The organism is Streptomyces eurocidicus, from assembly GCF_002891295.1.
GTDB lineage: Bacteria > Actinomycetota > Actinomycetes > Streptomycetales > Streptomycetaceae > Streptomyces > Streptomyces eurocidicus.
The window spans coordinates 1,035,902-1,061,300 of record NZ_LGUI01000002.1 but is presented as its reverse complement, the minus strand read 5'-3'; the positions used below and the strand labels follow the sequence as shown (position 1 = coordinate 1,061,300).

Annotated in this window: 21 protein-coding genes and 1 pseudogene; 11 read left to right on the top strand and 11 right to left on the bottom strand. The window is 71.9% G+C overall.

Annotated features, from left to right (window positions below):
* Nucleotides 1–775: 775 nt before the first annotated feature.
* Nucleotides 776–1,711 carry a hypothetical protein gene (locus AF335_RS09400; protein ID WP_102917805.1) on the top strand — a complete coding sequence of 312 codons (936 nt, stop codon included), beginning with the start codon at nucleotides 776–778 and terminating at the stop codon, nucleotides 1,709–1,711.
* Nucleotides 1,712–2,501: 790 nt separating this feature from the next.
* Complete coding sequence (locus tag AF335_RS09395; RefSeq protein WP_102917804.1) at nucleotides 2,502–2,936, top strand: FG-GAP repeat domain-containing protein; 435 nt, start codon at nucleotides 2,502–2,504, stop codon at nucleotides 2,934–2,936.
* Between the two features lie 233 nt (nucleotides 2,937–3,169).
* Here the strand turns inward: AF335_RS09395 and AF335_RS34000 are convergent, their stop codons facing one another.
* Together AF335_RS34000 and AF335_RS09380 are read right to left on the bottom strand one after the other, a co-directional pair.
* On the bottom strand, nucleotides 3,170–3,592 hold the full coding sequence (locus AF335_RS34000; protein ID WP_146045483.1) for a hypothetical protein: 423 nt from the start codon (nucleotides 3,590–3,592) through the stop codon (nucleotides 3,170–3,172).
* Nucleotides 3,593–4,438: 846 nt separating this feature from the next.
* The gene (locus AF335_RS09380; protein ID WP_102917801.1) at nucleotides 4,439–5,359 is read right to left on the bottom strand and encodes an NADP-dependent oxidoreductase; all 921 of its coding nucleotides are present in this window, start codon (nucleotides 5,357–5,359) and stop codon (nucleotides 4,439–4,441) included.
* A gap of 75 nt (nucleotides 5,360–5,434) precedes the next feature.
* Between AF335_RS09380 and AF335_RS09375 the strand changes: the two genes are divergently transcribed.
* A complete protein-coding gene (locus tag AF335_RS09375) occupies nucleotides 5,435–5,860 on the top strand; it encodes a winged helix-turn-helix transcriptional regulator (protein ID WP_102917800.1) in 426 nt (141 codons plus the stop codon).
* Nucleotides 5,861–6,382: 522 nt separating this feature from the next.
* On the opposite strand, the gene AF335_RS09370 is transcribed toward AF335_RS09375, so the two are convergent.
* Entirely contained in the window at nucleotides 6,383–6,793 is a 411-nt protein-coding gene (locus tag AF335_RS09370; RefSeq protein WP_146045482.1) for a hypothetical protein, read from the bottom strand.
* 303 nt (nucleotides 6,794–7,096) lie between these two features.
* Between AF335_RS09370 and AF335_RS34520 the strand changes: the two genes are divergently transcribed.
* Complete coding sequence (locus tag AF335_RS34520; RefSeq protein WP_170127643.1) at nucleotides 7,097–7,957, top strand: helix-turn-helix domain-containing protein; 861 nt, start codon at nucleotides 7,097–7,099, stop codon at nucleotides 7,955–7,957.
* A gap of 69 nt (nucleotides 7,958–8,026) precedes the next feature.
* Here AF335_RS34520 and AF335_RS36390 read toward each other — a convergent pair.
* From AF335_RS36390 to AF335_RS09355, 3 genes and pseudogenes are all read right to left on the bottom strand, one after another.
* Nucleotides 8,027–8,146 (bottom strand): annotated as a pseudogene (locus AF335_RS36390) (helix-turn-helix domain-containing protein); the annotation flags it as partial.
* Nucleotides 8,147–8,189: 43 nt separating this feature from the next.
* Nucleotides 8,190–9,146 carry a hypothetical protein gene (locus AF335_RS09360; protein ID WP_102917797.1) on the bottom strand — a complete coding sequence of 319 codons (957 nt, stop codon included), beginning with the start codon at nucleotides 9,144–9,146 and terminating at the stop codon, nucleotides 8,190–8,192.
* The gene (locus AF335_RS09355) at nucleotides 9,052–9,735 is read right to left on the bottom strand and encodes a hypothetical protein (RefSeq protein ID WP_102917796.1); all 684 of its coding nucleotides are present in this window, start codon (nucleotides 9,733–9,735) and stop codon (nucleotides 9,052–9,054) included. The genes AF335_RS09360 and AF335_RS09355 overlap by 95 nt, the downstream gene beginning before the upstream one ends.
* Nucleotides 9,736–9,805: 70 nt before the next feature.
* Here AF335_RS09355 and AF335_RS09350 point away from each other — a divergent pair, with 70 nt between their 5' ends.
* On the top strand, nucleotides 9,806–10,384 hold the full coding sequence (locus AF335_RS09350; protein WP_102917795.1) for a hypothetical protein: 579 nt from the start codon (nucleotides 9,806–9,808) through the stop codon (nucleotides 10,382–10,384).
* 153 nt (nucleotides 10,385–10,537) lie between these two features.
* Here AF335_RS09350 and AF335_RS09345 read toward each other — a convergent pair whose 3' ends face one another.
* The 4 genes from AF335_RS09345 to AF335_RS09330 form a co-directional block, all read right to left on the bottom strand.
* On the bottom strand, nucleotides 10,538–10,873 hold the full coding sequence (locus AF335_RS09345) for a hypothetical protein (RefSeq protein WP_102917794.1): 336 nt from the start codon (nucleotides 10,871–10,873) through the stop codon (nucleotides 10,538–10,540).
* Nucleotides 10,874–11,254: 381 nt separating this feature from the next.
* Complete coding sequence (locus AF335_RS09340) at nucleotides 11,255–11,920, bottom strand: response regulator transcription factor (RefSeq protein WP_102917793.1); 666 nt, start codon at nucleotides 11,918–11,920, stop codon at nucleotides 11,255–11,257.
* On the bottom strand, nucleotides 11,917–13,113 hold the full coding sequence (locus tag AF335_RS09335; protein WP_376697861.1) for a sensor histidine kinase: 1,197 nt from the start codon (nucleotides 13,111–13,113) through the stop codon (nucleotides 11,917–11,919). Before AF335_RS09335 ends, AF335_RS09340 begins: the two co-directional genes overlap by 4 nt.
* Nucleotides 13,114–13,133: 20 nt before the next feature.
* Nucleotides 13,134–13,676 (bottom strand): hypothetical protein, encoded by a 543-nt coding sequence (locus AF335_RS09330; RefSeq protein ID WP_102917791.1) that lies wholly within the window; start codon nucleotides 13,674–13,676, stop codon nucleotides 13,134–13,136.
* A gap of 602 nt (nucleotides 13,677–14,278) precedes the next feature.
* Between AF335_RS09330 and AF335_RS09325 the strand changes: the two genes are divergently transcribed.
* Both AF335_RS09325 and AF335_RS09320 read left to right on the top strand, forming a co-directional pair.
* A complete protein-coding gene (locus AF335_RS09325; RefSeq protein ID WP_102917790.1) occupies nucleotides 14,279–15,430 on the top strand; it encodes a hypothetical protein in 1,152 nt (383 codons plus the stop codon).
* Between the two features lie 86 nt (nucleotides 15,431–15,516).
* The gene (locus AF335_RS09320; protein WP_102917789.1) at nucleotides 15,517–16,671 is read left to right on the top strand and encodes a hypothetical protein; all 1,155 of its coding nucleotides are present in this window, start codon (nucleotides 15,517–15,519) and stop codon (nucleotides 16,669–16,671) included.
* Nucleotides 16,672–16,720: 49 nt separating this feature from the next.
* Here AF335_RS09320 and AF335_RS09315 read toward each other — a convergent pair whose 3' ends face one another.
* Nucleotides 16,721–17,773, bottom strand: a complete 1,053-nt coding sequence (locus tag AF335_RS09315; RefSeq protein WP_146045481.1) for an FUSC family protein — start codon at nucleotides 17,771–17,773, stop codon at nucleotides 16,721–16,723.
* 490 nt (nucleotides 17,774–18,263) lie between these two features.
* Here AF335_RS09315 and AF335_RS09310 point away from each other — a divergent pair, with 490 nt between their 5' ends.
* Genes AF335_RS09310 through AF335_RS09295 form a run of 4 tightly spaced genes read left to right on the top strand, consistent with a single transcriptional unit; the run spans nucleotide 18,264 to nucleotide 25,394 of the window.
* Nucleotides 18,264–20,063 (top strand): AfsR/SARP family transcriptional regulator, encoded by a 1,800-nt coding sequence (locus AF335_RS09310; RefSeq protein WP_244926968.1) that lies wholly within the window; start codon nucleotides 18,264–18,266, stop codon nucleotides 20,061–20,063.
* Nucleotides 20,050–22,281: a TOMM precursor leader peptide-binding protein gene (locus AF335_RS09305; protein ID WP_244926967.1), complete on the top strand. Its 2,232-nt coding sequence runs from the start codon at nucleotides 20,050–20,052 to the stop codon at nucleotides 22,279–22,281. The genes AF335_RS09310 and AF335_RS09305 overlap by 14 nt, the downstream gene beginning before the upstream one ends.
* A complete protein-coding gene (locus tag AF335_RS09300; RefSeq protein WP_102917787.1) occupies nucleotides 22,278–24,233 on the top strand; it encodes a TOMM precursor leader peptide-binding protein in 1,956 nt (651 codons plus the stop codon). Before AF335_RS09305 ends, AF335_RS09300 begins: the two co-directional genes overlap by 4 nt.
* A 33-nt stretch (nucleotides 24,234–24,266) precedes the next feature.
* Nucleotides 24,267–25,394 (top strand): SagB family peptide dehydrogenase, encoded by a 1,128-nt coding sequence (locus AF335_RS09295; protein WP_342353947.1) that lies wholly within the window; start codon nucleotides 24,267–24,269, stop codon nucleotides 25,392–25,394.
* Nucleotides 25,395–25,399: the final 5 nt, after the last annotated feature.

Here is a 25,399-nt window from a genome sequence, read left to right as displayed (position 1 = left end):
CGAAACCGGCGTCTTCGACCGGCCGCACCGCATTCTCCTCGCGCAGCCGCATGCCGCGGACGAACTCGACTGGTCCCGGGCCTGCGTGGACGCCTCTCACATCCGCTCACATCCGCGCGAAAAAAGGGAGCCGGGGCCGACCCGTCGCCGGTCGACCGCCGGAAGACGGGCAGTGAACACCGCCCCCGCTTTGATCCCGGCCGGGCTGCCCTTGACCTTCAGGTTCTTGACCACCGTAAACCGTGGCACCGTTGGCGAGCACGTTCCCGACCGCGTCCTTGATCACCGCAGTGTCCGCATTCCGGGCAGATCAGGAGCGCGCTCATCCCGTAGGTGTACGCACTGGAGCATTCGGGCACGGCGGCATTTTCTCGGTCACCGAGGAAGTGAATTTCAGCCCCCCGCCCCCCGGGGGGCTGAGCGCCCGGCCGGGGCGCGGCTGCTCTCCGGCCGGGCGTCAGGCTCGGGCCGGGCCGCGGCCGTGCGGTAGGGGGCGGTTCGCCGGCTGTGCCACGGGGCGGGGTCGCCGCCCGCCCGCAGGCGGCACAGCCGGTTTCCGTGTCCCCTTCGCACCCGCCCGGCACTAAACGGAACCGGCACGGGCCCCTTTCCCGAGTCTCCAGCGATTTCCATCCGCCGGGCCTCGTTCCCCAACCCCCGTCACCCGTCACTCGTTCGGCTCATTGCACCCGGTGATACGGCATTGCCAGCATATGAAGTCTGTACCGGCCCAGGCCGGCGGACGGGCCCGGCAGGTTTTCGAAGGAGCGGTGCGATGCTGCGAGTGGAAGTCGAGATCTTCTCCGGGCGCCCCAACCCCGCCTGGATCATCACCGACGAGAGCGCGGTGCGCACCCTCCTGTCCGAGGTGGCCGACGCCGCCGAAGACGTCGTGGGACTGCCCCACGAAGGGTCCGACGGGCTGGGGTACCGCGAGGTCGTGCTCTCCGCCGTGAGCGACGACCAGGTCTGGCCCACCCCCCTGCCTCGCGAGTTCGCCCTCGGCACCACCGGCGCCCGCGACGTCGCCCGGTCCACGGAACTGGCCCGCAAGGTGGTCTCCGGCATGACCCGCCACGTCGCCACACCCCTGCGCGAGCACCGGTCCACCCCCCTCGACGCGGGCATGCGCGACCTCGTCCTGCGGGAGATCGACCGCTTCGCCGACGCTCCCCCGCCCTTCTTCCGGCCCCAGCGTCTGCCCTCGCACCCCTCGGTCGGCACGGCCCCCGCCCCCGAGGCCGCACCCGAACCCACCGCCGCCTGCCTGGTCGAACTGGGCAACTACAACCCCGCCTTCTGGAACCGCCCCGAGGTCCAGCCCCAGAACAACTGCTACAACTACGCGGGCGACCGGCGCACCGACACCCGCGCCCAGCCGGGCCGCGCCCACGGACACGAGTTCCAGGCCCACACCTGCCTCGACCTCACCAACGCCATCCTCATCGACGGCCTGGTACGCAGCACCCAGTGCCTGCCCGACAGCGAGAACCCGCGATGGTTCCTGGCCATGGTCATCTGGCCGGGCACCGACTTCCACTTCTACCGCAAACACCAGGAGCTGTTCTGGGGCCACAAACCGGGCAGCGACACGGCCCGTAACTACGACAACAGCGGAGTACGCATCACCAACCCGGAGACCGCCAACCGCGGCCCGTACACCGACTTCTGCGGGTACTTCTTCATGGGGCGGTCCGTCGTCATCCGGTGACCCGCGGGACGGGTCGGCTCACCATAGAGCCGGGACGGACATCACCGCGATGTCGGCGACCGTGAAGGCCACGTAGTCACCGATGTGCCCGGAGTGCAGCCGACGCAGCGGCGCACTCCAGGTCAGAGCACACGGGGCGCGGCGGGCGGCGAGGATGGCCGGGTGAGAGCGAGGGCGGTGGACGCCAGGCCCAGGGACCCGGGACCAGCCGGCGCGGGCGGCGCGGATCCCGGCCACAGTCCAACGGCGCCATCTCACAAGGCCGTCGGGTTGCGCGGCAGCCGCCCGGCCAGCCGCACAGGCGGCCACGGAACACGGCGGCGCGCGGTACCGTACGGGCATACGATCCGCAGGCCAGGGGCCGCGTTCACCGCAGGGCCTTGGCGCGCGGGGTCAGGTATTTCATGAGGCCGTGGTCAGCCTCCGAGACGCCCGCCCAGCCGCTGGCGACGGCCCTTGGCCTGTGCCTCCGTCAGCCCCGTGCACACCGCCCGGTCCGGCGGCCGCCCGGTCAGGGCGGTCATCTCGAAGAACGTGCCTCCCCTGGCCGCAGCCGCCAGTCCCGGACCCGCCGGGCGCCGCCGTCGTCGCCGAGGAACGGGATGACGAACCGGTTACCAGTTCCCCGTCGGCGGAGCGGAGCCGCCCCGCGTACCCGGGCGGAATCCGGCCGTTGACAGTGACCTGCTGATGTCTTTCGCCGGGGCTCCCGCCCCGGCATCCTCATGACACTCACTCATCGCATCCCTTGTCTGCTCCATCGACAGGACGACAGGAATCGAGAGACACCATGAGGAAAAAGAAGCTCTCCGCCCGCCTGAGTGCCGTCTGCCTCGCGCTGCTCGCAGTCACCGCAGTCACCGCCGGACTCCCGGGCACAGCCGTGGCAAGCCCGGGCCCGGCCGAGCCCCGCACCCTGGCGGCCGCCGACACGAGCGCGCCGCAACGACTCAGAGCCGACTTCGACGGCGACGGAAAGGCCGACCTCGCCGTCTGGCGCCCGTCGAACGGCACGTGGTACGTCATCCGCAGCAGCGACGGCGGCAGAACGGACCAGCAGTACGGCATGTCCGGCGACGTTCCGGTCTCCGGGGACTTCGACGGCGACGGGAAGGCCGACTTCGCGATCTGGCGGCCGTCGAACGGCACGTGGTACATCCTGCGCACCACGGACGGTGGCCAGACGATCCAGCAGTACGGCCTGTCGGGCGACATTCCCGTCTGACACACCGGGCAGAGGCGGCTCCTTCGGCGCTCGGCCGTGTCCCCCCCTCGCACGCCGGGCGCCTCCGCACACGGCGGTGCCCGGAGCCGCGGGGCCGATAGCTCGCGAAACACACCGTCATCCCCGTTACCGGAGTCCCCCACTCGTCCCGGGCCCGGGCGCCGCCGTCAGAGCTGACCGGTGATGTGGTGACGGTGGGCACTTCGAAGTCATGGAGTACCTGGGTAGCCCCGTCAAGGAGGTGGCGGCCGGCTGGTCGACGGCCAGGGCGACCGGGCGGCCCAGGGCACCTGCTGGGCGAGGGCGCGCAGTCCGCCGGCGATGTCCTGCGCCGGGCGCGGATGGTGCACGATCCGCACCAGGTCATCGTCCTCGGCGTGGCAGACCTCGTAGCACTCCTCCCGGCCGCCGCCGGCCACGCCGTGCTCTCGTGCTGCCAGTCCTGCTCGCCCCACCGTTCGACGGCCCGCGAAGCGAGGGCCTCCGCCCGTTCCTGCTCCTCGGCGGCCCTCTCCGTGGCGGTCAGCCGCGTCGGCGCGAACGCGGTTGCGGGCGCGGGCGCGCCGGCCCGGAGCGACCGGCTGCCGCTGCCCGGAGTGACGGCGCTCCCCCTCCCGGGCGAGGATCTCCAGGAACTCGGTACGCCAGGCCACCAAGTATGGGGGGCTCCTCGGGCGGGAGGACCGGGCCCATTCCGTCGTGGACATGTGCCGAAGGCTTGCGCGACCGGAACATCTCGACGTCGTCGGGGCCAGGGCCGGAATCGGGATCCTGCGGGTCGTACGGTTCGCCCCGGGCATCGCGGCGTCGACGGCGGGCGCGACCACACGGCGCTGCGCACGGCGGTCGAGCCGGCCCTCCCTGCAGCGCGGGCAGTCACGGCCGGAGCGAGCAGCGCCCCCTCGTCGCACCGCACGTCGCCGCACTGCCGGCGCTGCGGCAGGGCGAAGCCGATCAGCGGGCCCACCAGATCCTGGACCGGGCCGCCCAGCGGCATCCGGCCCTCCAGGCGCCGCGCGAGCCGGTCGGCGAGGACGGACCGACCGGCGAACCCGGCTACCCGGCCGGGTTCACTGCGGGTCGCGGCCGCCCGCGCCGAGGCCGAGCAGCACAGTGTTGCCGGCGGACAGGCCACCGCCCAGGCTCAGCGCGCCCTCGTCGCCGCCTTCGCCCACCCCGGGCAGGCCGACGACGAACTCGACCTCGTCCAGCGACTACTGTCCCCGCTGGACCTGCGCGCCACCGGCCTCAGCACCCGGATTCGAACTCCACGGCCAGGATGCCGTCCTGGAACGGCTCCGCGTCGACCGTCGATTCGAGGAAGCCCTCGCCCACGGGCCCGACCACCTCGCCGAGGTCTTCGGTCCGGATGAGACGACCACGATCCGCTGCACGAACTCCGCCCGCGCTCTCCTGGAGCGGCCGCAGGAAACCGACCTTGCGGCTTCACCACGAACCCGAGGGTCCACACCCTGGCATCGGACCCTCGGGTTCACGCTGCGTCAAGGCACCAGCACCAGGCGACCACGCGGCCCGCCCGCCGCCAGCCTGCGGTGCGCCTCGGCGACCATGTCCAGCGGCAGGACGTCGGCGATCCGCGGACGCAGCCCGGCGGCGGCCAACGCGGCGAGGCGAGGGCCGTCCGCGCGGACCCATACGTTGCCCACCCGGATGCCCCGCAGCGGCGTCGGCGCGTTGCCCAGTACGCTGACCAGCGAACCCCCGCCGCGCACCGCGTCCAGCGCGGGCATCCCCACCGACGCCGCGTCGACCGCGGTGTGCACGCCACCGGGCACCAGGTCGCGCACCGCGGCGGGCAGGTCCGCGGTCCGCGGCACGAAGAACTCCGCGCCGAGATCGCGTACCAGCTCTTCGTCGCCGGCGCCCGCGACCGCGACCACCCGCACACCGGCCAGCGCGGCGAGCTGCACCGTGTAGCCGCCCACTGCCCCCGCCGCTCCGGTGACCAGCAGCGTGTCGCCGGGCTTGGGCGCGGCGGTATCGAGTGCCTGAGCAGCGGTGAGCCCGCCCAAGGGCAGGGTCGCCGCTGCCACCAGGTCGGTGCCGGCAGGCACCGCAGCGACCGCGTCCGCATCCAGCACCACGTACTCGGCCTGCGTCTTGAGCGGCAGCGCCAGCCGGTCGGACAGCCCGATCACCGCGTCGCCGCGACGGAAGCCGGCGACCTCGGGCCCTAGCGCGTCGACAGTGCCGGCGACATCCCAGCCGATGCCGATGACCTCCCGCTCCGGGAGCAGGCCGCCCGCGGTGAGCGCGCCGGAGCGGGTCTGGACGTCCACCGGGTTGACAGCCGAGGCGGCGACCCGGATCCGGACCTGGCCGGGACCGGGTTCCGGCACCGGAACCTCCGCCACCTCAAGGACTTCCGGGCCACCGAAGAAACGAACGATCACAGCTTTCATGTCCACGAACCTAAAGGGAGTTACTCTCCATCAGGAAGTACGCACTTCGGAGTGCGTACCCGACCTGGGAGTGCCATGGCCACCCGCACCGCCGCCCAGCACCGCGCCGACGTGCGCGCCGCCTACGACGCTTACCTCGCCACCTGCCCGGCCCGGCAGCTGCTGGACCGGATCAGCGACAAGTGGGTGAGCCTGGTGCTGAACGCACTGGCCGACGGGCCGTTGCGGTATCGCGACCTGAACCGGATCATCGCCGGGGTCAGCCAGAAGATGCTCACCCAGACGCTGCGCACCCTGGAACGCGACGGCCTGCTCACCCGCACGGTGACCCCGTCGGTGCCGGTCCGGGTGGACTATCGGCTCACCCCGCTCGGCCACAGCCTGCTGCCGGTGATGGCCTCGATCAAGGCGTGGGCCGAGTGCCATATCGAGGAAGTCCAGACCGCCCGCATGGACTACGACCGGGGCCTGGCCGCGGAGCCGCCCGTACCCGGTCCATGACTCCCGATCCTGCCACGTTGGCTCCTTTGCCGTCGCAGATGGTTTGAGGATCGTCGGTTGAGGCCGACTTGGCGGGCGCGCCTGTGCGCAAGCCGCCGAAGCCACCCCGTGAGTTGACCGCGAACCCACGGGTCCGTCCCCCGGAATCAGGGCAACGCACCCCGCCGGGCAGGGGGACGGTAGGTCGGCCCGTTGTAGGCGGCGGACGGCTAACGAGGCGCCGGCGGCGCGACTCCGGGACAGAAATCCAGACGGAGTCTCCGGCCAGAGGGCGCGGCACGGGGGTATCCGCGAACACCGAGACTCCTTCAGCCCGTTCTGACGAGCCGAGAGCCCCGGCCTCTCCTCCACCCCCGTCAGCCCCTCACCAAGGCTCGCACGCGAACGCACCGGCCCGACGCCTCGTGAAAATGGCGGCGGCGAAGATAGAAGAAGGAGGCCCGCGCGGATCGCGCGGGCCGAATTCGTCCGTTTGCGCGTAACCTCAGGGGCTCTGACCGTCAGACGCGCAGCGGGTGGGCATCACGCAGCCCACCATCCATCGGATTGGGCGGCGGACCTGAACTGGAAGCTGAAGTCGCTTCCGTCCAGGACGTCGAATGCGATCGAGGTCCACTCGTTCGCTCTGGCGGTCGTGTACTGATCCTGGCAGAAATTGCTCCCGCTTTTCGGGTAGAAGCAGACCCTGACATCACGGGTTGTCTTAGGCCAGATGTTTATGTTTGCGCAATTGCTCGTGGTCGTTCCGAGCCCCGTGAAGTACGCGCCGCTTTCCTTGTAGTAGGTGTGAAAATGGTCGAAGCAGGACTTGATCTGTTCCGACCCCTGCGGACTCGCGCCGACGGCGCCGGCGACGGAGGCGCTTCCCACCAGGCTTCCGACCACCAACACCAGTCCGCTCACCGCTGAGAAGATCCTGGAGTTCTTCAGCATCGGGTCTCCCATCCCTTTCTTGACGCCTAGGTGTTCATCGCGGGCCAGAGGTTCGCGACGGACTTGACCGAATCGGAGCAGTCGTACGCGGGCTGCCCGGGAGGCTGCCGGCGGGCGGCTTGGGAGTGTCAGGGCAGCTGCCTCGCGCCTGTCGCGACCTCTCGCCGCCCGCCGCTCCCGTGCCTCGACGGTGCCTTCGTTGCCTGATCCTGGTCTACCCTTCGACGCTTTTCCAGGGTTAGACTTTTTCAGGTAATTCCAGAACCTGAAAAAGTCCGCCACTAAAGGAGGAGTGCCGGATCAGTGGATGCCGAGGCCCTACGTCAGCTTCTGATCTCCCGGCGCGAAGCGATCAATCCAGAGAGCCTGGGATTCAAAAGGAGGGATCCTCGAGGCAGGAAGACCCCCGGCCTTTCCCAGGATCATATGGATCAACTCCTGATGCGATCCGCCGGGACATACGGGAAGCTGGAGCGCGGAGTCCTGGAAAACCCGTCACACGAATACCTCAGAGACGTCTCAGAAATTCTTGGGCTAAGCGCACGGGAATGGTTGGTCTTCTACGCGTTGGCGCGAGGCGGGCAGCCACCCGAGCCACCCATGGGGATCCGCTCAGCCTCCGTACCCGGCGATTGGAGCCAGCTTCTCGAAATATTGCCCCTGATGGCATGCATCACAGACGTGGCCTTCAACGTCCTTGCCTATAACTCGGCGTACTCGGAACTGTTCCCGCGGAAGCAGGTGCCGCACAACACTCCGCACTGGATGCTCTTCAACGATGAGGCCAGGCAGAAGGTACTCATCGACTGGGAAGACCAATGGGCGCCGTTCCTGGTCGGGGGTCTACGCATGACGTTGGCCCTGAACAAGAAGAATCACACGCTCGCCGCGATGGGAGAGCTCTGCCAAGCGGACCCATTTCTTAACAGAATTTACGAAAATGACATCACCCGCTACGCCACCCCCATGGCCAAGAGAATGCCGGTCCGCCACTCAGTACGTGGCACGGGTAGAATTACCGCCCTTATCAGCGAATTACAAGACTCCCCCGGCGTACGCCTTCACATGTGGCTCTTCCATCCGGAAGGACACCCCTCGCCGGAGAACGCGCCCCTTGACGCAGTCGGGGACCGCGACCCCGCAGGTTTCTTCCCCGCTCCTTGAGCGGGACGTCAGGCAGGTGGTGAGCCCGGATTCGCGCCCCTGGCCACCGAGGTCCTCCAGCCCCTCCGGCCCGGACTGGTTGAAGCGGTGCAGCCGGCGCCGCACGGTCTTCCCACCACAGCGCGGCTCCCAGGCGATCGTCGACGTGGTCTCCCCTGCCCAGCTCAGCTCGACCATCCGCGCTCGCATCGCCAGGTCCCGCGGAGCCAGTCGATAAGTTCATGACGGCGAATCACCCCACCGTGATCCACGGCCTGATGATCTTTGAACGCGGACCATAGCCTTCCGCCGGCACGAGGCCCGCCAGGAGGGACATGTGCTCCGGCACCACACCGGCGATCTCCTCAGGCACCTGCTCCCACGGGCCCCAACGCAGCGCCTCGACCAGCACGAGGCGCCCTTGCGGGCAGGGGCCGAGCGGCTGGGCGATCGCTGCGAGCGCCTTGACGCGGTGCTCGGGCATGGTGAGGGTATCGGCCAGGGCGCGGGCCGCCGTGCGGGCACCCACCCGGCAGAGCGCCTTGACGACGGCCGGCGTGGCCGCCTCGCGCCGTACAGGGGTGCTGATCTCCTCCAGCAGCGCGGCGACACGGGCGACGTCCCCCGTGGTCGCGGCACCCGCCGCGAGATAGCCGAGGGCGCGCTCGTCTTCTTCTTGCCTGTTGATGATCAGCTCTGCTGCGGCCAGATCACCGGCGTCCACGAGCTTTTTCACGACACTGGTGAGGAACTCGTCGGCCTCGTCCTCCGGCAGGCCGTCCTCCAGCCCGAGCGCCACGTCGATATCGCCCGCCGCGAGGAGCGCACCGGCGGCGGCGTACGTGTCCCAGCGCCGGCGGGAAGGGCTGTCGGCGGTGCCTGCCAGGTCCGGGATCTCCCGAGCCGACTCTGCCGCTCCGTCCGGTTTCCCGATGCGGCCGAATACCTCGGCCACCCGTTCCAAGCCTTCTGAGCGCTCCCCAGGATCTGCCAGGGTCCGGCTCTCGTGGAGTACGCGGCGCAGGAGTTCGTCCCCCTCTGCGGGGCGACCCGTGTGGTGCAGGCCCTCGGCCACCTCCGCGAGCTCGAGGACACGTGCGTAACCGGCGGACGCGTCAGCGGCCTGCTCGGCGCGGTGGATGAGGCGAGCCGCTTCGCCCCGCTGCCCGGACCGGCCAGCCGCGACGGCCAGCTTGACGAGGGTGCTCACCCCGGGCCCTCGCCCCCCTCCGCGCCATGTTCGTCGCCCGCTTGACCACGGCGTGGGCCCGTTCCTCCTGGCCCGCCCGCAGTAGGAAGTCGGCGGTGCCGACCGACAGCGTCACTCGCCAGTGGAGGTAGGGCACCTCGTCGGTGGCGTCCTGGGCTTGCCGGGCCAGGGCCAGCGTCCGCGCCGGGTCACGGGACCCCGCCGTCATCCTGCCGGCGGCGTTGAGGACGCGCGCCCGGTAGATGGGTTCCGTGAGCCGCTCGGCCGGCTTCAGGGCCCGGTCGAGATCAACGGCTTCCGCGGCCGCGATGCCGATCTCGACCAGGCCGTCCTCCGGATCGTTCAGGAAACGGCTGACCAAGTCGATCGCCTGCTGGTGGTGCCCGGTCGCCTCCAGGCCCGCGGCGACGTGGGGGTAGAGCCAGTCCACATCGTCGGGGTCGTCGATGTCCGCCGCCAGCCGGGCCGACGTCACGGCGAACTCGGCGGCCTGCGCGGCGAGTCCCGGCGCCGTGGACATCCCCCGGGCGAACAGGGCAAGGTACTGCGCACGCCGGACCACGTCACCGGAGCGGGCCGAACGGGACATGACACGCTCCGTCAGCGCCGGGGCCGACCAGTCGCATAACTGACTTGTTGTCAGCCTTTAGGATTTCCCCATGGACGTGGACAGCTGGTTCGTGGTCGAGGATCCGGCAGAGTACGACGAGGAGCCCTGGGACTTCGACGAGGCGGAACTCGCCTTCCTCGCGGCCCTTCGCTCCCGGGCCGCCGCCTGGCGGGTGCCGTCGGCTCCCAGCCAGGTCGGACGGCCCGAGGACGACTCGTCGCTCCTCGTCGATGTCACCCTCATCGACAGCGAGCGGCCACTGGTGCTCGGCGAGTGGGCCGTGCACTTCTACGGCACCCATGTGCGGGCGGGGAAGGTCTGCGACCAGCTCCACAACCTCCACGAGTCGCCCGGGCTCGGCTTCTTCCATGCCTCCGGTCCGGTCGAGGAACTCGCGGAGCGGTGCGCCGACTGGTTCGAGAGCCTGTTGAGTCGCCCTGTCGTCCGAACCGAATGGTCTTCCGAGGGCGGAACGTACGCGACCAGTTGGGAGTTCGCCGACACGGGCGAGGCCCTCGTGCGAAGCGGTGTCATCCCCGCCGACGGCTCACCCCCGGCGCGCCGCCTCCCGGTCCGTGGATCGAGATCGTCGTCGGCACCGGCGAGGTCGACATGGACGACGAGTTGACCCGGCTGCCGAAGGGCGGGTAACCGTGCCCCGCGCCTCACGGCGACGGGAGAGGCGGCCCGTCGGAACGCGGACACGTTCCGGTCCGCCGCGGAAGCCGAGGTCCTCCTTCAGGGGCGAACCTGAAGGAGGACCCTCGACGTGAACCCGTGGTTACCGGTCGAGAGCCGGCCATCCACCCCCGCCCGCGATCTTTCGCTCGGAGCTGACGATCTGGTTGCCGTCGCCGCTGGTGGCTATACACGAGCCGGCTTTGAGGAACCAGTAGTAACCCGACTCGTTGGAGAACGCGATGCCGTCCAGGTCCCGCGCGAACCGCGTGCCCGCCAGGGCCGGCCATGCGCCACTGGCGGTGATGTCGATTTCGTCGACCATTAACTTGTCGCCGGCCATGTTGGTCTTCAGGCACTTGTCACCCTTGAAGATCCAATAGCCGTTGCCGACACACAGGATGGTGTCGATGTCATGCGTGAAGTCCTGCGTTGTCACGCCTCCCCCTTTCTTATGCCGGCCGGGCTCCAGCGACCGGCCGGACAAGTTCACCGAGTGACCGAACCAGCGTAGAAGCCGGCCAAGAGGAGCACAGCCCCGCAATCTAGCCATGATCCGGAGTAGTTACCCATTCACGACATCAGGTGGCTCACCTGAGTTGTCCGGGCAGGATTCCCCGCTCGGCGGAACGAGCCGTTTCGCGTTCCGGAGGCGCCTCGTCGCCCAGGCCCGACGATTCGGGCACACCGGCCGGAGTCCGGACCGAAACCGGAGGCGGCGCTCCTGGCGGGCTCGGGGCGATGTCGGCCCCGTCCCGCAGGTGGCGGAGCACATCCCGGGGCGCCCTCCGACCGGCCCCACAGCACCGGGCGGGTGGGCTCAGGCGAGGCCCGCCGCGATGGCCCGGCGGACGGCGTCGGCGCGGTCCTTGATGTCCGCCTTGGCGAACAGGTTGTTGATGTGCGTCTTGACCGTGGCCTCGCTGATGAACAGCTTCTGGGCGATCGCCCGGTTCGGCAGGCCCCGGCCGATCAGGGTGAGCACCTCACGCTCGCGGGGCGTGAGGTCCCCGGGCAGCGGCCGCGCGGGCGCCGGGGGCTTCGTACGGATGGTGGCGAGGAGCCGGTCCTGTACCTCGCGGTCGAGGACGGACTGGCCCGCGGCGGCGGCGCGGATCGCGCGGGCGATGTCCTGGCGCCCCGCGTTCTTGGTCAGGTAGCCCCGCGCCCCGGCGCTCAGCGCGGCCAGGATCGAGTCGTCGTCGGCGAAGGTGGTCAGCACGACCACCGCCACCTCCGGGTACTCCTCCGTCAGCCGCCGGGTCGCCTCGGTGCCGTCCATCACGGGCATGCGCAGGTCCATCAGGACCACGTCCACGGACCCCGACGCCACCGCCGCGAGCACCTCGGTACCGTCGGCCGCCGCCGCGACGACCTCGATGTCCTCGGACAGGCCGAGGACCGCGGCCAGCGGCTCGCGCACCGCCGCCTGGTCGTCGGCCACGACCACCTTCAACCGCCGTACGTCCTGCGTGGGTTCGCTCATCCCGGGATCCCTGCCTCCACCTGCCACCCGCCCGCGTCCGGTCCTTCGGTGACCGGGCCCGCGGTGATCGTCCCTGCCAGCAGGGCGACCCGCTCGCGCATGCCGATCAACCCCATCCCGCTGCCGGCGCCCGTGCTCACCGTACGGGTCGCCGGACCGTTGCGGATCCTCAGTGTCGTCGACGCGGCGCCGAACGTCAGCTCCACCTGTACCTCGCCGCCGGGCGCGTGCCGGGCCGCGTTGGTCAGCGACTCCTGGGCGATCCGCAGCAGGTTCTGGGTCACGCGGGGCGGGACCTCGCGGACGGTCCCGGCGACGGTGAGCGCGTCGCGGTGGCCGGAGGTCTCCAGCATCGCGGTGAGGGTCTCGACAAGCGGCAGCGCGTCCTCGCGCAGCGCGTGCACAGTCCACTGCGCCTGCTTCAGGCTCTCCTTGACCATGCTGTGCGCCTTCTGGTTCGCCTCGCGGACCCGGTCCAGGTCGCCGGTGTCGATCAGCGCGTCCGCCAGCTCCAGCTGCATGTTGATGCCCGCCAGGGAGTGGGCCAGGACGTCGTGGACGTCACGGGCGATCCGGCTCCGTTCGGTCAGGACGGCGGTCCTGGCCTCGGCCCGCGCCGCCCGCTCCGCCGACTCGGCCGCCGAGAGGGCCGCGGCGAAGGCCCGCTGACGGCTGCGGTTGAGGATGCCGACCAGGACGGGACCACCGGTGGTCAGGCCCAGCACCCACGGCAACAGGTTGTGGCCGGGGCCCAGGCGGAAGTACAGGACGCCGCCGCACAGCAGACCGCACAGGGCGGCCAGGGTGAGCGACTGCCGGGGTTCGAGGCGGACGCCGATGTGACCGACGAGGAAGTACGCGAAGAGGTAGCCGGACCCGCTGCTGCTGACGCCGATCAGGGCCGCCGCCGTCACGATGCCCAGGGTCAGCCAGACCAGGGCGAGGCGCGGCGGAATCCAGTCCTGCGGCAGGTGCCGTGCCGCCAGGGCGACGGAGTTGATCAGGAGCAGGACGGCCACCACCAGCCCTTGGCCGCTCAGGCCCAGCGGCCGGACCGTCCAGAGCGCCGCGACGATGACGAAGACGGTCAGGGCCCGCTGGACCCATGGGTGGTCCTGACCGGGAACCGGCCGGGGGCCGGCCCCCTGTCGCGGGGCCGACCCGTGATCCGGGACGCTCTGGGCTTCGGGCACGGCGCGACCATAGCCCACGGTCAGGCCGTACGGTCGAGGAGGGGCGCGGGACGCGTCGCCGCGGCGGGAGACTGCCGGTGGGCGGCCACCCGGCTACGGACGAAGATCGTGGCGAGCCGCGTGACGACCTCGGTGAGCGCCATCAGGACGAAGGCCGCGACCCACGCCTGGTCGCCGGTGATGTGGTGCGTGATGCTGAACCGGGCGACGTCGTCGGCGCCGCCGTTCTGGACCCACACCTGGAAGCCCATGCGGGCGCCCATGCCGGCGACCCACAGGATCGCGGAGACCGCGCCCGCCTTGATCAGCAGGTGCTCACCTGCGACGCGGATGCGGGTGTAGACGCCGCCCGCGACGCCGAGCACGGCGCCCACGGCCGTCAGCGCGCCGATCAGCACGAGGTCGTTGCCCGCCGTGGGGACGGTGTCGAGGTAGGTGTGGGCCACGTAGGCCACGATCCCGAGCGGGATGAGGAAGGTCTTCAGGTCGAGCCGCCCTTCCCGCAGCTGCCGGAAGACGACGAGGACGAGGGCGATGTCGGTGATCCAGTCGGTCGTTGTCATGCCTCAAGCCTGCTGATCCGGCGCCTTCCGCGCCTGGACCCATGGGTGGAACGACAGGTGGAGATGGAGAACCGCGCCGCCTCCATCCCCGGCCGGGGGAGCCGCATGCGACGAAGGCCGGCAGACAGCCCGGCAGGCGCCTGGGAGCTCTTGGTCAGCGGGTTACGAAGACGGGTAGTCGGCCCGAACGAGGACCGACAGGTGGCCCGTGGGCTTCGACTGCGAAGGACGGGCGCGTGCGCGACGAGGCCCGCGTACGCCAGGGCGTTGAGCCGCCCTTCGTGGCCCGGTTCAGGACGAAGTCCGGAACGGTCCCGGCGCCCGCGAACGCTTCGGCGAGCAGGGGTTCGCACCCGCCAGGTGCTCCACGCTCCACACACCTCGGCCGACACGGTGAGGTAGGCCCTTCGCACGGTGCGCAAAGAGCACTGGTGAACATGGCCAGTACATGCTGATCCTGAAAACCGATGGTTGTTATCCGTCACACGCGCGAGCATCATGTCCGAGCTGGTTCTCTCGATGACAAAGAATCGACCATGGTCCGCAAAAGGAAATTTCCGGACTTGCCTCCCGCCCAACCGGCCACGAAGGGAAGACGCCCCATGTCGTTCATCACGGTACAGAACCAGCTCTACAACGCGCTGGCCCAAGGACTGGGACAGTCGAATCAAACCTTCCAGCTCCTCCAGCCGGCGGCTCCTCTTACCGTGGAGGGTGGGGACACATTCCTCTGGTCCTTCCTCAACAACATCCCGCCGCTCTCGCTGGACCAGAACTACACCCAGAGCGGCGGGAACCAGCTCTTCTCCGACTACAAGGGGGTCATGTCCGCGCTACGGCCGGCGACGAAGGTCGATGTCAAGCAGGAGGTCGGCGAGGAGAACTTCCAGAATTTCGTGAGATATCTGCAGTCACTCAGGCCGATACCTCCGGTGAACCAGTTCCCCGACATCTTCTTCAACTGGGCGATGGTAAACGCGCCCGACGTCGCGCAACAGGGAGCGTCGGCGTACGCGTCGATCATCCTCGACCCGATCGGCTCCGCGCAGCAGGCCCTGATGCCCTACATGCAGAGACCGCCCGCGCCGCCGGACTGGGCCCGGGGCTACGACGCCCTGGTGCGGGACCTCTCGCAAGCACCCCAGCGGGCTTTCGAGATGCGCAGCTCGACCACGAGCTCGGACGTGAGCAGATCATGGTGCTCCGGGCGGCGCTCCGTTCTGTTCGGCCTGTGGAGAGGGAGCGAGAGCACCGAGCGTCTGAGTGAATTCTTCGCGCAGAGCGAGATCGCCGTCAGAGCCTCCTTCGGGCACGTCCTGAGCTTCCAGACGAACGCCGGAGCCTGGTACGGCTCATCCGGCCTCGGCACCGCCTACGCCAAGAAGGGCGACCCCCCGTGGCGCAGCGGCAGTGCGATCACCTGGGACAGCACATTCGGAGCCTCGGGAAATATCCAACGGGTCACAGTGAACCTCCTGGTGGCCGACGCGATGGACATCAGCGTGACCGCCAGGACTTCGTACAGCCAGCAGGACCAGCAAATCATCCGGGGCAACTCACGTTTCGGGCTCTGGCCGTTCTACAACGGTAGCGGAGAGTACGGGATTACAACGAATACGCAATTCGGTGACCAGGGCGAGACCACGCTCACCACCAAGTCCTCTCCCGGCGTTCCGGTGCTGATCGGAGTCAACGTCCTGCCGATCGGCCGCTTCCTCGGCTATACGTCGGCAGCGCGTAGCAGCAGCGCCTGACTCAGCGGCGACGCCGATGTCCTGACTGGTCGGAGGGCGGCGGCCCCCCCCGGCCGGTCAGGAGCGCCCGACGAAAGGTCAGTGCCATGCCCACCGTGCCACCGGCACCGCCCGACCCGATGACCGCGCTCCAGAACCGCTGGTACAACGCCGTGCTGAAGAACTTGGCGGCTTCTCCGTCGACCACCCAGCTCATCCAGCCCGCGCCCCCGCTGGAACCGTCCGACACCGCCCTGTGGGCCCATGAGAACACCGTCCCGCCCGCGTCCCTCACCTTCAACCGGCAGATAGCAGAGAGCGCGTTCCTCTTCCGCGAGTATGACGCCGTGATTCAGGCGCTGTCCGTCCCGGAGAGCACCCTCGTGACGGCGATCGGCTCGGCGGTCCATCAGGAATGGCTCAAGTATCTCAGGGGACTGACGCCCCAGCCGGACGAGGACAGGCTGCCGGATGTCTTCTACGCCTGGGCCATGACGTACCACCCGGATATCGCGAACGAAGGCGCGTCCGCGCTGCGGGACATCGTGCGTCTGAAGGCCCTGCAGAGGTTCCTTCGCTCCTACCAGGGGCCGCCCCCGAAACCCGCCGAGTACCTGGGCGGCAGCAGGGAGTTACTGAGCATGCTCGGCAACTCCCGGTCCACGACGATCTCCTTCGACAGCGCGACGACGAGTGCGGATGTCTCCGGCACCTGGACCGGCGGGGTGAACAAGGACTTCTCGGGGCTGTGGGACGGTGCCGACCGGCTTGACGCGATCACCACCGGATTTGCCCGAAGTGTGGTGACCGTCGAAGCCGAGCTGGGTGCGTACGTGGTCTGGCCGGTCAATCCCGATCCCCGCTGGTACGACTCGAGCCGGCTCCACGAGGCGTACACGAAGCGTTCGAGTCCGCCATGGGCTTCCGATCCCCAGCTGCACTGGGACATGGCGTTCGGTGAGAAGTCCGGGAGGCTCCGGAGGGCGATCGCCTCGCTGCTGGTCGTGGCGGGACTCACGAGCGTGGTCACCTCGGATGCCGTTTTCCCCTCCGACGACCAGCAGGCCATCAGGGTCAAAGCGGCTGCCGGCCTGTGGCCTTTCTTCGTCCCGACCGGCGGCGGCGTCACCAGCAACGCCTCCTTCGACAACGGCAGGCTGAGAATCGAAACCGCTACGCCGGCGGACAAACCACTGGTCATCGGCGCCCACGTTCTCCCCATCGCCAGATATCTCGGCGGTTCGGGTACCGCCCCCGGGTGAAGCGACCGCTGATCCTGTCTTCGCGCACACGGCGGGGGCCGGTCCGGGGTCACGCTCGGGGGGGTCCGCCCTCTGCCGGTGGGGCTTTCCTCCACGGGTGGGTGGGCCACAGCCAGCGTGCGGCGGTCAGGGCGAGTGCGCCGCCGAGGATGTTGAGTCCCGCGCGGACGGCGGCGGCGTACCAGGGGACCTGCCGGTCGTAGTCGCTCAGGAGCAGCAGCAGGAGCGGCGCGGCCAGGGTCCAGTAGAGGTAGTTGGCGGGCCGCCCGCCGTAGGCGGCGGCGCCGGCGAGGCCGACGGTCACGGCGACGGCGGTGGGGTCGGGCCGGGGGATCAGGATCAGGGCGGTGGCGATGCCGCCGACGGTGTTGCCGAGGACGCGTTTGACGCCTTTGGCGCGGGTGGCCTCGGGGGTGGGCTGGGTGGTGAGCAGGATGGAGGTGACCAGCCAGTGCATCTCGCCGCCCAGGCGGCCGCCGAGTGTCAGGAGGCTGGAGACGATGCCGACGAGCAGGGCCAGGCGGGCGGCGTGCCGCCAACGCGGCGGGGCAGGCACGGGCCGCGGCGCGGGCACGGACGGCGGCGCGGGCATGTCGGGGCAGGGGCGGCCCCAGCGGGGCAGGAGCAGCGACGAGGCCCACAGGCCACCCGCGAGTTGTTCCACGCCGGGTACGGCCGGGGAGGCGCCGCTGCCGGTGATGCCGACCATCAGCACCGCCAGTGGGGCGATGACGCCGACCCTGGGGGCGAGGGCCCCGGCGGCCGCCGCGACGGTGACCCCGGCGACCAGCGGCCAGGTACGCGGGCCGATCAGCCAGACGTAGATCCCGGCGCCGGTCAGCCAGGCGGTGCGGGCCAGCAGAATCCGTACGCGCTCGCCTCTGCCCGCCGCGGCGGGCAGAGGCAGTGCCACCAGTACGACCGGCAATGCCGTCGAGGCGCCCACCGCCGGGCGCCCGGCCCACACCGCCGCCAGCAACGGTACCGCGAGCGCGAAGCCGGCCACGGCGCCCGCCACGGGATCGGCCCGGCCGGTGGGGCGCCACAGCTCCCACCACACCCGCCGCAACCGCTCACCCCACCCTGCGTCGGGTACGGGCATCGGCGTCTCCTCCGGCCGCGCTCTCGGATCACCCCCGTGCCGACCGTAGAGGACGCCGAGGGTTTCCCGCGCTGTCGGCGCGGACGACACCGCTACGTCATGCTCGTCGGCTCGACCATCGGGGTACGGTCCGTCGGCCGGCCTCGGGCCCGGCCCGAATCGAATGGCCTCCCATCGGGCTGAACATCCGCCGACGGGCCCGGCGGGTCGGCTGGCAGGGGTGGCTTCATATCAGGGCCCCCGGAGGTCTCCCGCCCCCGTGGCCGCGCAGGTGTCCGGCCAGGACGTGGGCTCGCGACCAGCATGTTCACGGCTCCTTGCCGAGCCCGGCACCCCTCCCCCTCCCCCGATCAGAGGAGTACGCCCGGTGGGCCCGGGAGAGGCCCGCCCGTCCGCCGATCCACTGACGCGCTCCCTGTCACCTCCGCCCGAGACTTGGGCGAAAGGGCCCTTTCCAGGGGCCCGCGGGCAGTGGGAAGGAGGCGGCTCCGTGACTGCCGCAGCCCGTTTCTCCGTCCTCGGGTTGATGAGCATCTCCCGTGGCGGGGAGCTGGCCGTCCTGCCGGATTCCCGGCCGGCCGCCCTTCTCGCCGCCCTTCTGCTGCGTCCTGGACAAGTCGTGTCCACCGAATACCTGCAACGCGCCGTGTGGGGCGACGAGCCGCCCCTGAACGCGCGGGCGACCTTGCACACGTGCGTCCTCCGGCTGCGCCGGCTCTTCGCGAAATTCGGGATCTCGGACGATGCGATCAAGACGCTGCCGGGCGGATACCGGCTGCCGGTCAGCGGCGAAACACTGGACCTCGCCCGGTTCGAGGAGCTCACGGCAGCCGCCGAGAAGGCGGGGGACCCGGAGCGTGAGGCGGCCCTGCTGCACGACGCGCTGCTGCTGTGGCAGGGCGAACCGATCTCCAACATCCGTTCCGACACCCTGCACAGGGACGAGGTGCCACGCCTCCAGGAGGAATGGCTGCGGGCGGCCGAGCGCTGGTTCGACATCGAGCTGGCCCTGGGCCGCTGCGGCCGCGCGCTGCCCGGTCTACGGGCCGCGGTCCGGGCGCACCCCGGCCACGAGCGGTTCTGGGAGCACCTCATCGAGGCCCTGTACCGCACGGGACGCCAGTCCGAAGCCCTCGCGGAGTACCGGGCCGTCAAGCGGTACTTGAGCGACGAGCTCGGGGTGGACCCCCGCGCCTCGCTGCGCCGGCTGGAGCTGGCGATCCTGCGGGGCGACGAGCTGGGCCCGCCCGCCGAGGCCCGCCCTGCCCCGCGGACGGAGGCCGCCCCGGCCCCGCGGCCCGTGGCGGCGAAGCCGGCGGTCGTACCTCTCCCGCCGGGCCCGGCCGGCTTCACAGGGCGGGCCCAGGAGGTCGCCGCGCTGACGGAGCGGCTCGGCGCGCCGGGCCGCGCCCGGGTGACGGCGGTCGTCTCCGGCCTGCCGGGCATCGGCAAGACGGCGCTGGCGCTGCACACCGCGCACCTGCTCAGGGACTGTTTCCCGGGGGGCCGCTGGCTGGTGGAGGCGGACGCCGGGGGCGACGGGCCGCGCCTGCTGGAGAAGCTGAAGGGGCTCGGTTGGGACCCGGACGGGCCGCGGCAGCTGCTGGTCCTGGACGGTGTCCGCACGCACGCCACGGCGGAAGCCCTGCTGCCGGCCTTCGACCGGGGCACCGTGATCGTCACCAGCCGGCCGGGCCTCGCGGGCCTCGCCGCCACCGGCGGCGCCGCCGTACACCGGCTCACGGAGCTGGACGAGGTGGAGTCCCTCGGTCTGCTGGACGCCCTCCTGGGCGGCGACCGGGTGGCCGCCGAGCCCGCGGCCACCGCCGAGCTGGTCGGGCTCTGCCACGGTTTCCCGCTGGCCCTGCGGATCGCGGCGACCCGTCTGCTGCTGCGGCCACGGCACCGGATCGCCGATGTGACGGCGTGGTTGCGGGACGATCCCGTGGGCCGGCTCGCCGTGGGGGACGACCCCGCGATGTCGGTGCCCAGGCTGTTCGGCGCGTTCTTCTCCGAGCTGGATCCGCGGCCCGCGGATGCCTGCCGGATCCTGGCGGGCCGCGCCCGGCCCGACCTGTCGCCGGGCGAGTGCGCGGCGGCACTGGACCTGACGCCCGACGACACGGCGGCCATGCTCGACCGGCTCATCGACGCCGGTGTCCTGGAGGACGAGGCGCCCGGGAGCTACCGCGTGCCGGCGCTGTTCCGCGCGTACGTGCGCGGTGCGGAGCCGGCATCGCCCCGGCATGAGCCCCGACGAACCGATGGAGGAAGCCGTGACTGCCAGTGAGATCAGGACGAGGGCGGCGGCCGCCGGCGGACCGCTCGCCGAGGCACGCCCGCGTATCAAGCGGGACGTGCTGTTCACGGAGACGCCGGACGGCGTGCTCTTCCACAACGCGTCGGGCGGCTTCCATCTGAAGTCGGGGACCGCTTACCGGTTCGCGTCGCTGATCGTGCCGCACCTCGACGGCACGCACCGGGTGCGGGACCTGTGCGCGGGGCTGCCCGAGGACCGCCGCTCGATGGTGACGGAACTGGTGGGTGCCCTCCTCGACCGGGGGTTCGCCCGTGACGTGCCCGACCCGGAGACCGTCCGGCATCCGCTGTCCCCGCAGGTGGCGGAGGTCTTCCGGCAGCAGATCGAGTACGTCGACCACTTCGTGGACGGCGCCGAGGAACGCTTCGCACGGTTCCGCGACACCCGGGTGGCGCTCCTCGGCCGGGACCGCGTGGCCCGCTCGTGCGCGCTGAGCGCCGTGCGCAACGGAGCCGCGCACATCGCGGTGCGGCCTTCGGCGGGCCCGGACGACGGGCTCGGCGAGGTCATGGCAGAGGCCGAGAAGCTCGGCGCGCGGGGCGCCCCCGCGGACGTCCGCGCCCTGCCGGCGGCCTGGGACGGTCCTCCCGGCTGGTGGGGCGGCCTGGCCGGCTACGACATCGTCGTCTGTACGGGCCCCGGCGCACCCCGGCAGATCGCCCACCTGCTCTCGGAGGGCGTCCCGCCGGGCCGCACCCTGCTGCCGGCGACGGTCCTCACGGACCGGCTGGTGACCGGGCCGTCGATGACCGCGGGCCGCCCCGGCTGCTGGGCCTGCGCGATGCTCCGCCTGGAGGCCAACGGGGACGCGGGCACGACGACGGACGTGTGGCGCGGCATCGGCGCACCCGGCCCGGAGCCGCCGGCCGTGGCCCCCGGCCCGCATCTGGCCGCCATGGCCGGGAACCTGCTCGGCTACGAGATCTTCCGCATGACCACCGGGGCGCTGCCCGCCGAGACCGAGGGACGGATCATCGTCCAGCGACTGGACTCCCTCGACACCGCCACCGAGCCCCTCCTCCCCCACCCCCGCTGCCCCTACTGCCGCCCGCCGACTCCCCCGCGGCCCCCCGCCGGCGCCTTGCGCCCCGCCGAGCCCGAACTCCTCGCCGCGACGCCGGAGACGGCCGACAGCGCCGACGGGCTGCTCGCCGCCCTGGATGAACGGAGTGTGCTGCTGGGCGTCCACGCCGGGGTGTTCACCCGCTTCGACGACGACGCACCGGACCAGATCCCGCTGAAGGTCAGCACGGTCGCGCTGGGCCTGGGCAGCGGCAGGCGCCGGGCGGTCACCGCGTTCGACGTCCACCATGTCGCGGGCGCCCGCATGCGCGCCCTGCGCACCGCCGCCGCGGTCTACACCGAACACGTCGCCCCGCTCCCGGGTACGGTGAACGGCCCTTCCCTGGAAGCGGCACGCGCGGACCTCACCACGGCCGACCCCACCCGCTTCACGACCGCGAGCGGACTTCCGGTGCCGCCGGGCGCCCTCACGGACTGGCTGCCCGCCACGTCGTTGCTGACGGGAGAGCGGGTGCTCGTCCCGGCCGCGGCGGTCCGCCCGTTCGGACCGTACAACGCGTCCGGGGTGTACGAGCCGACCCGCGCCGGCACCGGGACCGGGACCCGCCCGGCGGAGGCGGTGTACGACGGGCTGCTGTCCGCCCTGTCCTATCAGGCGCTCACCGGAGTCCTCCGCGGCACCGCGCACGCCACCGCGGTGCCGCTGGACGCCCTCCCCGACGACCCCGAACCGACCTTCCTGGCACGGACGGCGGACAACCTCGGCGCCGGCGCGGAACTCCTCGACCTCACGGCCACCGGGCCCGGCTCGGCCCCGGTGCTGCTCGCCCGGTCGGGCGGCACCCACTGGGCCGTCGGCTGCGACACCTCCTGGCGGCGCGCCGCCGTCACCGCCCTGCGCGACCTGCTGGGAGCCGTCCAGCTCGACCGGGCCGGACAGCCGGGGCCGGACACCGGGGACCCGCTGCTGAGCGGCCTCGCCCCCGACACCGTCGCCGCTGACGGCGACCGGCCCCCCACCGGGCCCCTCACCACCGGCGAACTCCTGGACGGAATCCGGGCGCGGGGCGGGGACGCGCTGGCCGTGGAGACCACACCGGGCGACCTGCGCGGCGCCGGTCTGTCGGTCGTGCGTGTCCTGCTCACCGAGGGAACGGCGTCATGACCGCCCCGCTCGCCCGCCCGCCCGGGGCCGCACCGCACGCCGCCCGGGATCTGCTGCGCGGCCGGCTCGCCGAGGCCGGCCTGCCCGCGGCGGACGTCGCCGTGCGGCAGCTCGGCGCGCGCGACGAACTCGCCGCCCGGCCGCGCCGGATCCCGTCCCCGGGCAGCGCACCCGTGCCCGTACAGCTCTACGGGCGCACCGCGCTCCTGGGGCCGGTGCCGGACCCCGACCGGTCCGGCGGCCCCTGCGGGCAGTGCCTGGCCCGCCGCTGGCAGGCCATCCGCCATCAGCCGGTCCGGGACGCGCTGGAGCTCGGCGGCCCCACCCGGGCGGCCGGCGCGAACCCGTACCTCGCTCCCTTCGCCCTCGACGCCATGGCCACGGTGATCGGGGCGGCGCTGACGGGCGAGCAGCGGCCCGCGGATCCCGGGTCGCCCGGCTACCCGCTCGTCCACCGCCTCGACATGGAGCGGGGGCTGGTCCGCTCCTTCCCGCTGGTGCCCGACCCGGAGTGCCCGGCCTGCGGCGAGCGCGAGGCCGACGCGCCCGCGCGGGTCTCCCTGCCGTCCGCGCCCAAGCGCCGCCCCGGTGACTTCCGGCCCAGGCCCGCCCGCGACTACGCCCTGCCCCTCGCGGCCTTCGCCAATCCCGTCTGCGGCACCCTCGGCCCCGGCACCGCCCTCGAACTCGACGCCCTCGGCACGGCCCCGGCCGTCGGCGCCTTCGCCCAGCGCAGCGGCCGCTACCTCTACGAAGTCATGTGGGGCGGCCACACCACCGCCTACCGGGACAGCGTCGCCGTGGGCGTCCTGGAGGGTCTGGAACGGTGCGCCGGAATGCGGTCCCGGACCCGCGCCACCGCCGTCGTCACCTCCCTCAGGGCCCTGCGCGCACGCGGGCAGCGGGCTGTCGACCCGCGCGAATGCGGGCTGTACGCACCCGGGTTCTACGCCGCGCAGGAGAGGGTCCGGCCCTTCTCGGAGACCCGGGACCTGCCCTGGGTCTGGGGCTGGTCCCTCACCCACGAGGAACCCGTCCTGCTGCCCGAGGTCCTGGCCTACTACCACTCCACGCCGCTGGAGGAACGCTTCGTGCAGGAGTGCTCCAACGGCTGTGCCACCGGCAGCTCGGTGACCGAAGCCGTCCACTTCGGCCTCATGGAGCTCATCGAGCGCGACGCCTTCCTGCTCGCCTGGTACGGACGTGCGGAGCTGCCCGAGATCGACCCTCGCAGCAGCCGCTCCGCCACGACCCGCCACCTGGTCGACCGGCTCGCCCTCCACGGTTACGACGCCCGCTTCTTCGACGCGCGCGTCACCCTGCCCGTGCCCGTGGTCATCGCCGCGGCCGTCCGCGCGGACGGCGGCCCGGGCGCCCTGTGCTTCGGCGCCGGGGCGAGCCCCGACCCCGAGTCCGCCCTGCGGTCCGGGCTGGCCGAGATCGCCACGGACGCGCCCCGGCTGCGCCGCCGGACCCTGGACCGGCTGCCCGAACTCAAGGCGATGGCCCGCGACTTCACCGCCGTGCGCTCCCTCAACGACCACCCTCTGCTGTACGGGCTGCCCGAGATGACCCGCCACGCGGCCTTCCTGCTCGGCGAGCCGGGCACCGCCCCCCGCCCACGGCTCCCGCTCCGCGAGATCTACCGGGGCGGCCGCGCCGCTCCGGTGCCCGCCATGGACCTCGTACAGGACGTGCACGCCTGCGTGCGCGCCCTGGCCGCCGGAGGGTTCGAGGCGATCGTGGTCGACCAGACCCTCCCCGAGCAGCGGGCCGCGGGCGCCCGAACCGTGAGCGTGACCGTCCCCGGACTGCTGCCGATCGACTTCGGCCAGGACCGGCAACGGGCCCTGCTCATGCCCCGCATGCGGACCGCGCTGCGCGCGGCCGGCCTCCGTGACCACAACCTCGCACCGGCCGACCTCAACCCGGCCCCGCACCCCTTCCCCTGACCACCGGCATCCGCCGTCACGAAAGGACCTCCGATGGGTATCGCACACGACTACCTCGACGCGGTGCTGCGGCGCGGCCGCACCGAGATGCCGCCCGTCGGCTTCCGGCCCGACTGGGCGGACAAGCCCCGCGCCGGCAAGTACTACCCGGGCACCACCCCCCTCCCGCTGCCGCACGGTGACGATCCCCCCGCCGCCACCCTGGACGCGGGCCTGGCACCGCCCCCGCCCGGCGGCGGCGCGCCCTTCGGCCTGGACGCCCTCGCCGGCATGCTCCTCGACTCCTACGGGCGGCTCTCCCGCAGGCTCGCCCTCCACGCCAACGACGACGTGGCCGCCCTGCCGCACTACACCGGCGCCTCCTGGGCCCGCGGCACCGCCTCAGGCGGCGGCCTCTACCCCGTCAGCATCTACTGGGTCAACGGCCCCGGGACCGCGCTGCTCCCCGGGGTGCACTACTACGACACCGCGCAGCACGCGTTCCGGCGCCTCCTGGCAGGCGATGTCACCGGGCACGTACGCGAGGCCCTGGGGCCGCGGACCCCGCCGGACGACGATCCGGGGCAGCAGTTCCTGGTCCTGGGCATCAAGTTCTGGCAGAACGCGTTCAAGTACAACAGCTTCTGCTACCACGCCACCGCGATGGACGTCGGCACCCTGACCCAGACCTGGCGGATGTGGGCGCGCGCCCGTGGCATGGCCGTCCGGCCCGTCTTCTGGTTCGACGAGCGGCGCCTCGCCCGCCTCCTCGGCATCGACCCCGCCGACGAGGCCGTCGCCGCTGTCGTCCCGCTGCGCACCGGCCCCGCCACCCGGCCGTCCCCCGCCACCGGCACACCCCGGGTGCGCCTGGCGGACCGGGAGCGCTCGCGCCGCGTGCGCACCTTCGCCGCCGTCCGGGAGATGCAGGCGGCCGCCCTCGCCGGGGCCTCCTCGCGGCCGCGCCGGACGCGCTCGCCCCAGCCGCGCCCGGCCCGTCGTGGCCGACAGGCGGGCCGCGGTCGTCCTGCCGGCCCCCGCGCCCCTGACCGCGACCGTGCGCGGTGCCCTGCGCGCCCGGCGCAGCAGCTTCGGCCGGTTCACGTCGGCGCTGCCCCTGCGGCAGGACCAGCTCGCCGCCGTCCTGAAGGCCGCCGCGGCCGGCGCCGCACTGCCCTGTGACGCCG

Excerpts from the sequence above, each read along its gene's own strand:
- AF335_RS09400 (WP_102917805.1), top strand. The coding sequence starts at position 776 with ATGCTGCGAGTGGAAGTCGAGATCTTCTCCGGGCGCCCCAACCCCGCC.
- AF335_RS09395 (WP_102917804.1), top strand. The coding sequence starts at position 2,502 with ATGAGGAAAAAGAAGCTCTCCGCCCGCCTGAGTGCCGTCTGCCTCGCG.
- AF335_RS09380 (WP_102917801.1), bottom strand. The coding sequence starts at position 5,359 with ATGAAAGCTGTGATCGTTCGTTTCTTCGGTGGCCCGGAAGTCCTTGAG.
- AF335_RS09375 (WP_102917800.1), top strand. The coding sequence starts at position 5,435 with ATGGCCACCCGCACCGCCGCCCAGCACCGCGCCGACGTGCGCGCCGCC.
- AF335_RS09370 (WP_146045482.1), bottom strand. The coding sequence starts at position 6,793 with ATGCTGAAGAACTCCAGGATCTTCTCAGCGGTGAGCGGACTGGTGTTG.
- AF335_RS09355 (WP_102917796.1), bottom strand. The coding sequence starts at position 9,735 with ATGTCCCGTTCGGCCCGCTCCGGTGACGTGGTCCGGCGTGCGCAGTAC.
- AF335_RS09350 (WP_102917795.1), top strand. The coding sequence starts at position 9,806 with ATGGACGTGGACAGCTGGTTCGTGGTCGAGGATCCGGCAGAGTACGAC.
- AF335_RS09340 (WP_102917793.1), bottom strand. The coding sequence starts at position 11,920 with ATGAGCGAACCCACGCAGGACGTACGGCGGTTGAAGGTGGTCGTGGCC.
- AF335_RS09330 (WP_102917791.1), bottom strand. The coding sequence starts at position 13,676 with ATGACAACGACCGACTGGATCACCGACATCGCCCTCGTCCTCGTCGTC.
- AF335_RS09325 (WP_102917790.1), top strand. The coding sequence starts at position 14,279 with ATGTCGTTCATCACGGTACAGAACCAGCTCTACAACGCGCTGGCCCAA.
- AF335_RS09320 (WP_102917789.1), top strand. The coding sequence starts at position 15,517 with ATGCCCACCGTGCCACCGGCACCGCCCGACCCGATGACCGCGCTCCAG.
- AF335_RS09315 (WP_146045481.1), bottom strand. The coding sequence starts at position 17,773 with ATGCCCGTACCCGACGCAGGGTGGGGTGAGCGGTTGCGGCGGGTGTGG.
- AF335_RS09300 (WP_102917787.1), top strand. The coding sequence starts at position 22,278 with ATGACCGCCCCGCTCGCCCGCCCGCCCGGGGCCGCACCGCACGCCGCC.
- AF335_RS09295 (WP_342353947.1), top strand. The coding sequence starts at position 24,267 with ATGGGTATCGCACACGACTACCTCGACGCGGTGCTGCGGCGCGGCCGC.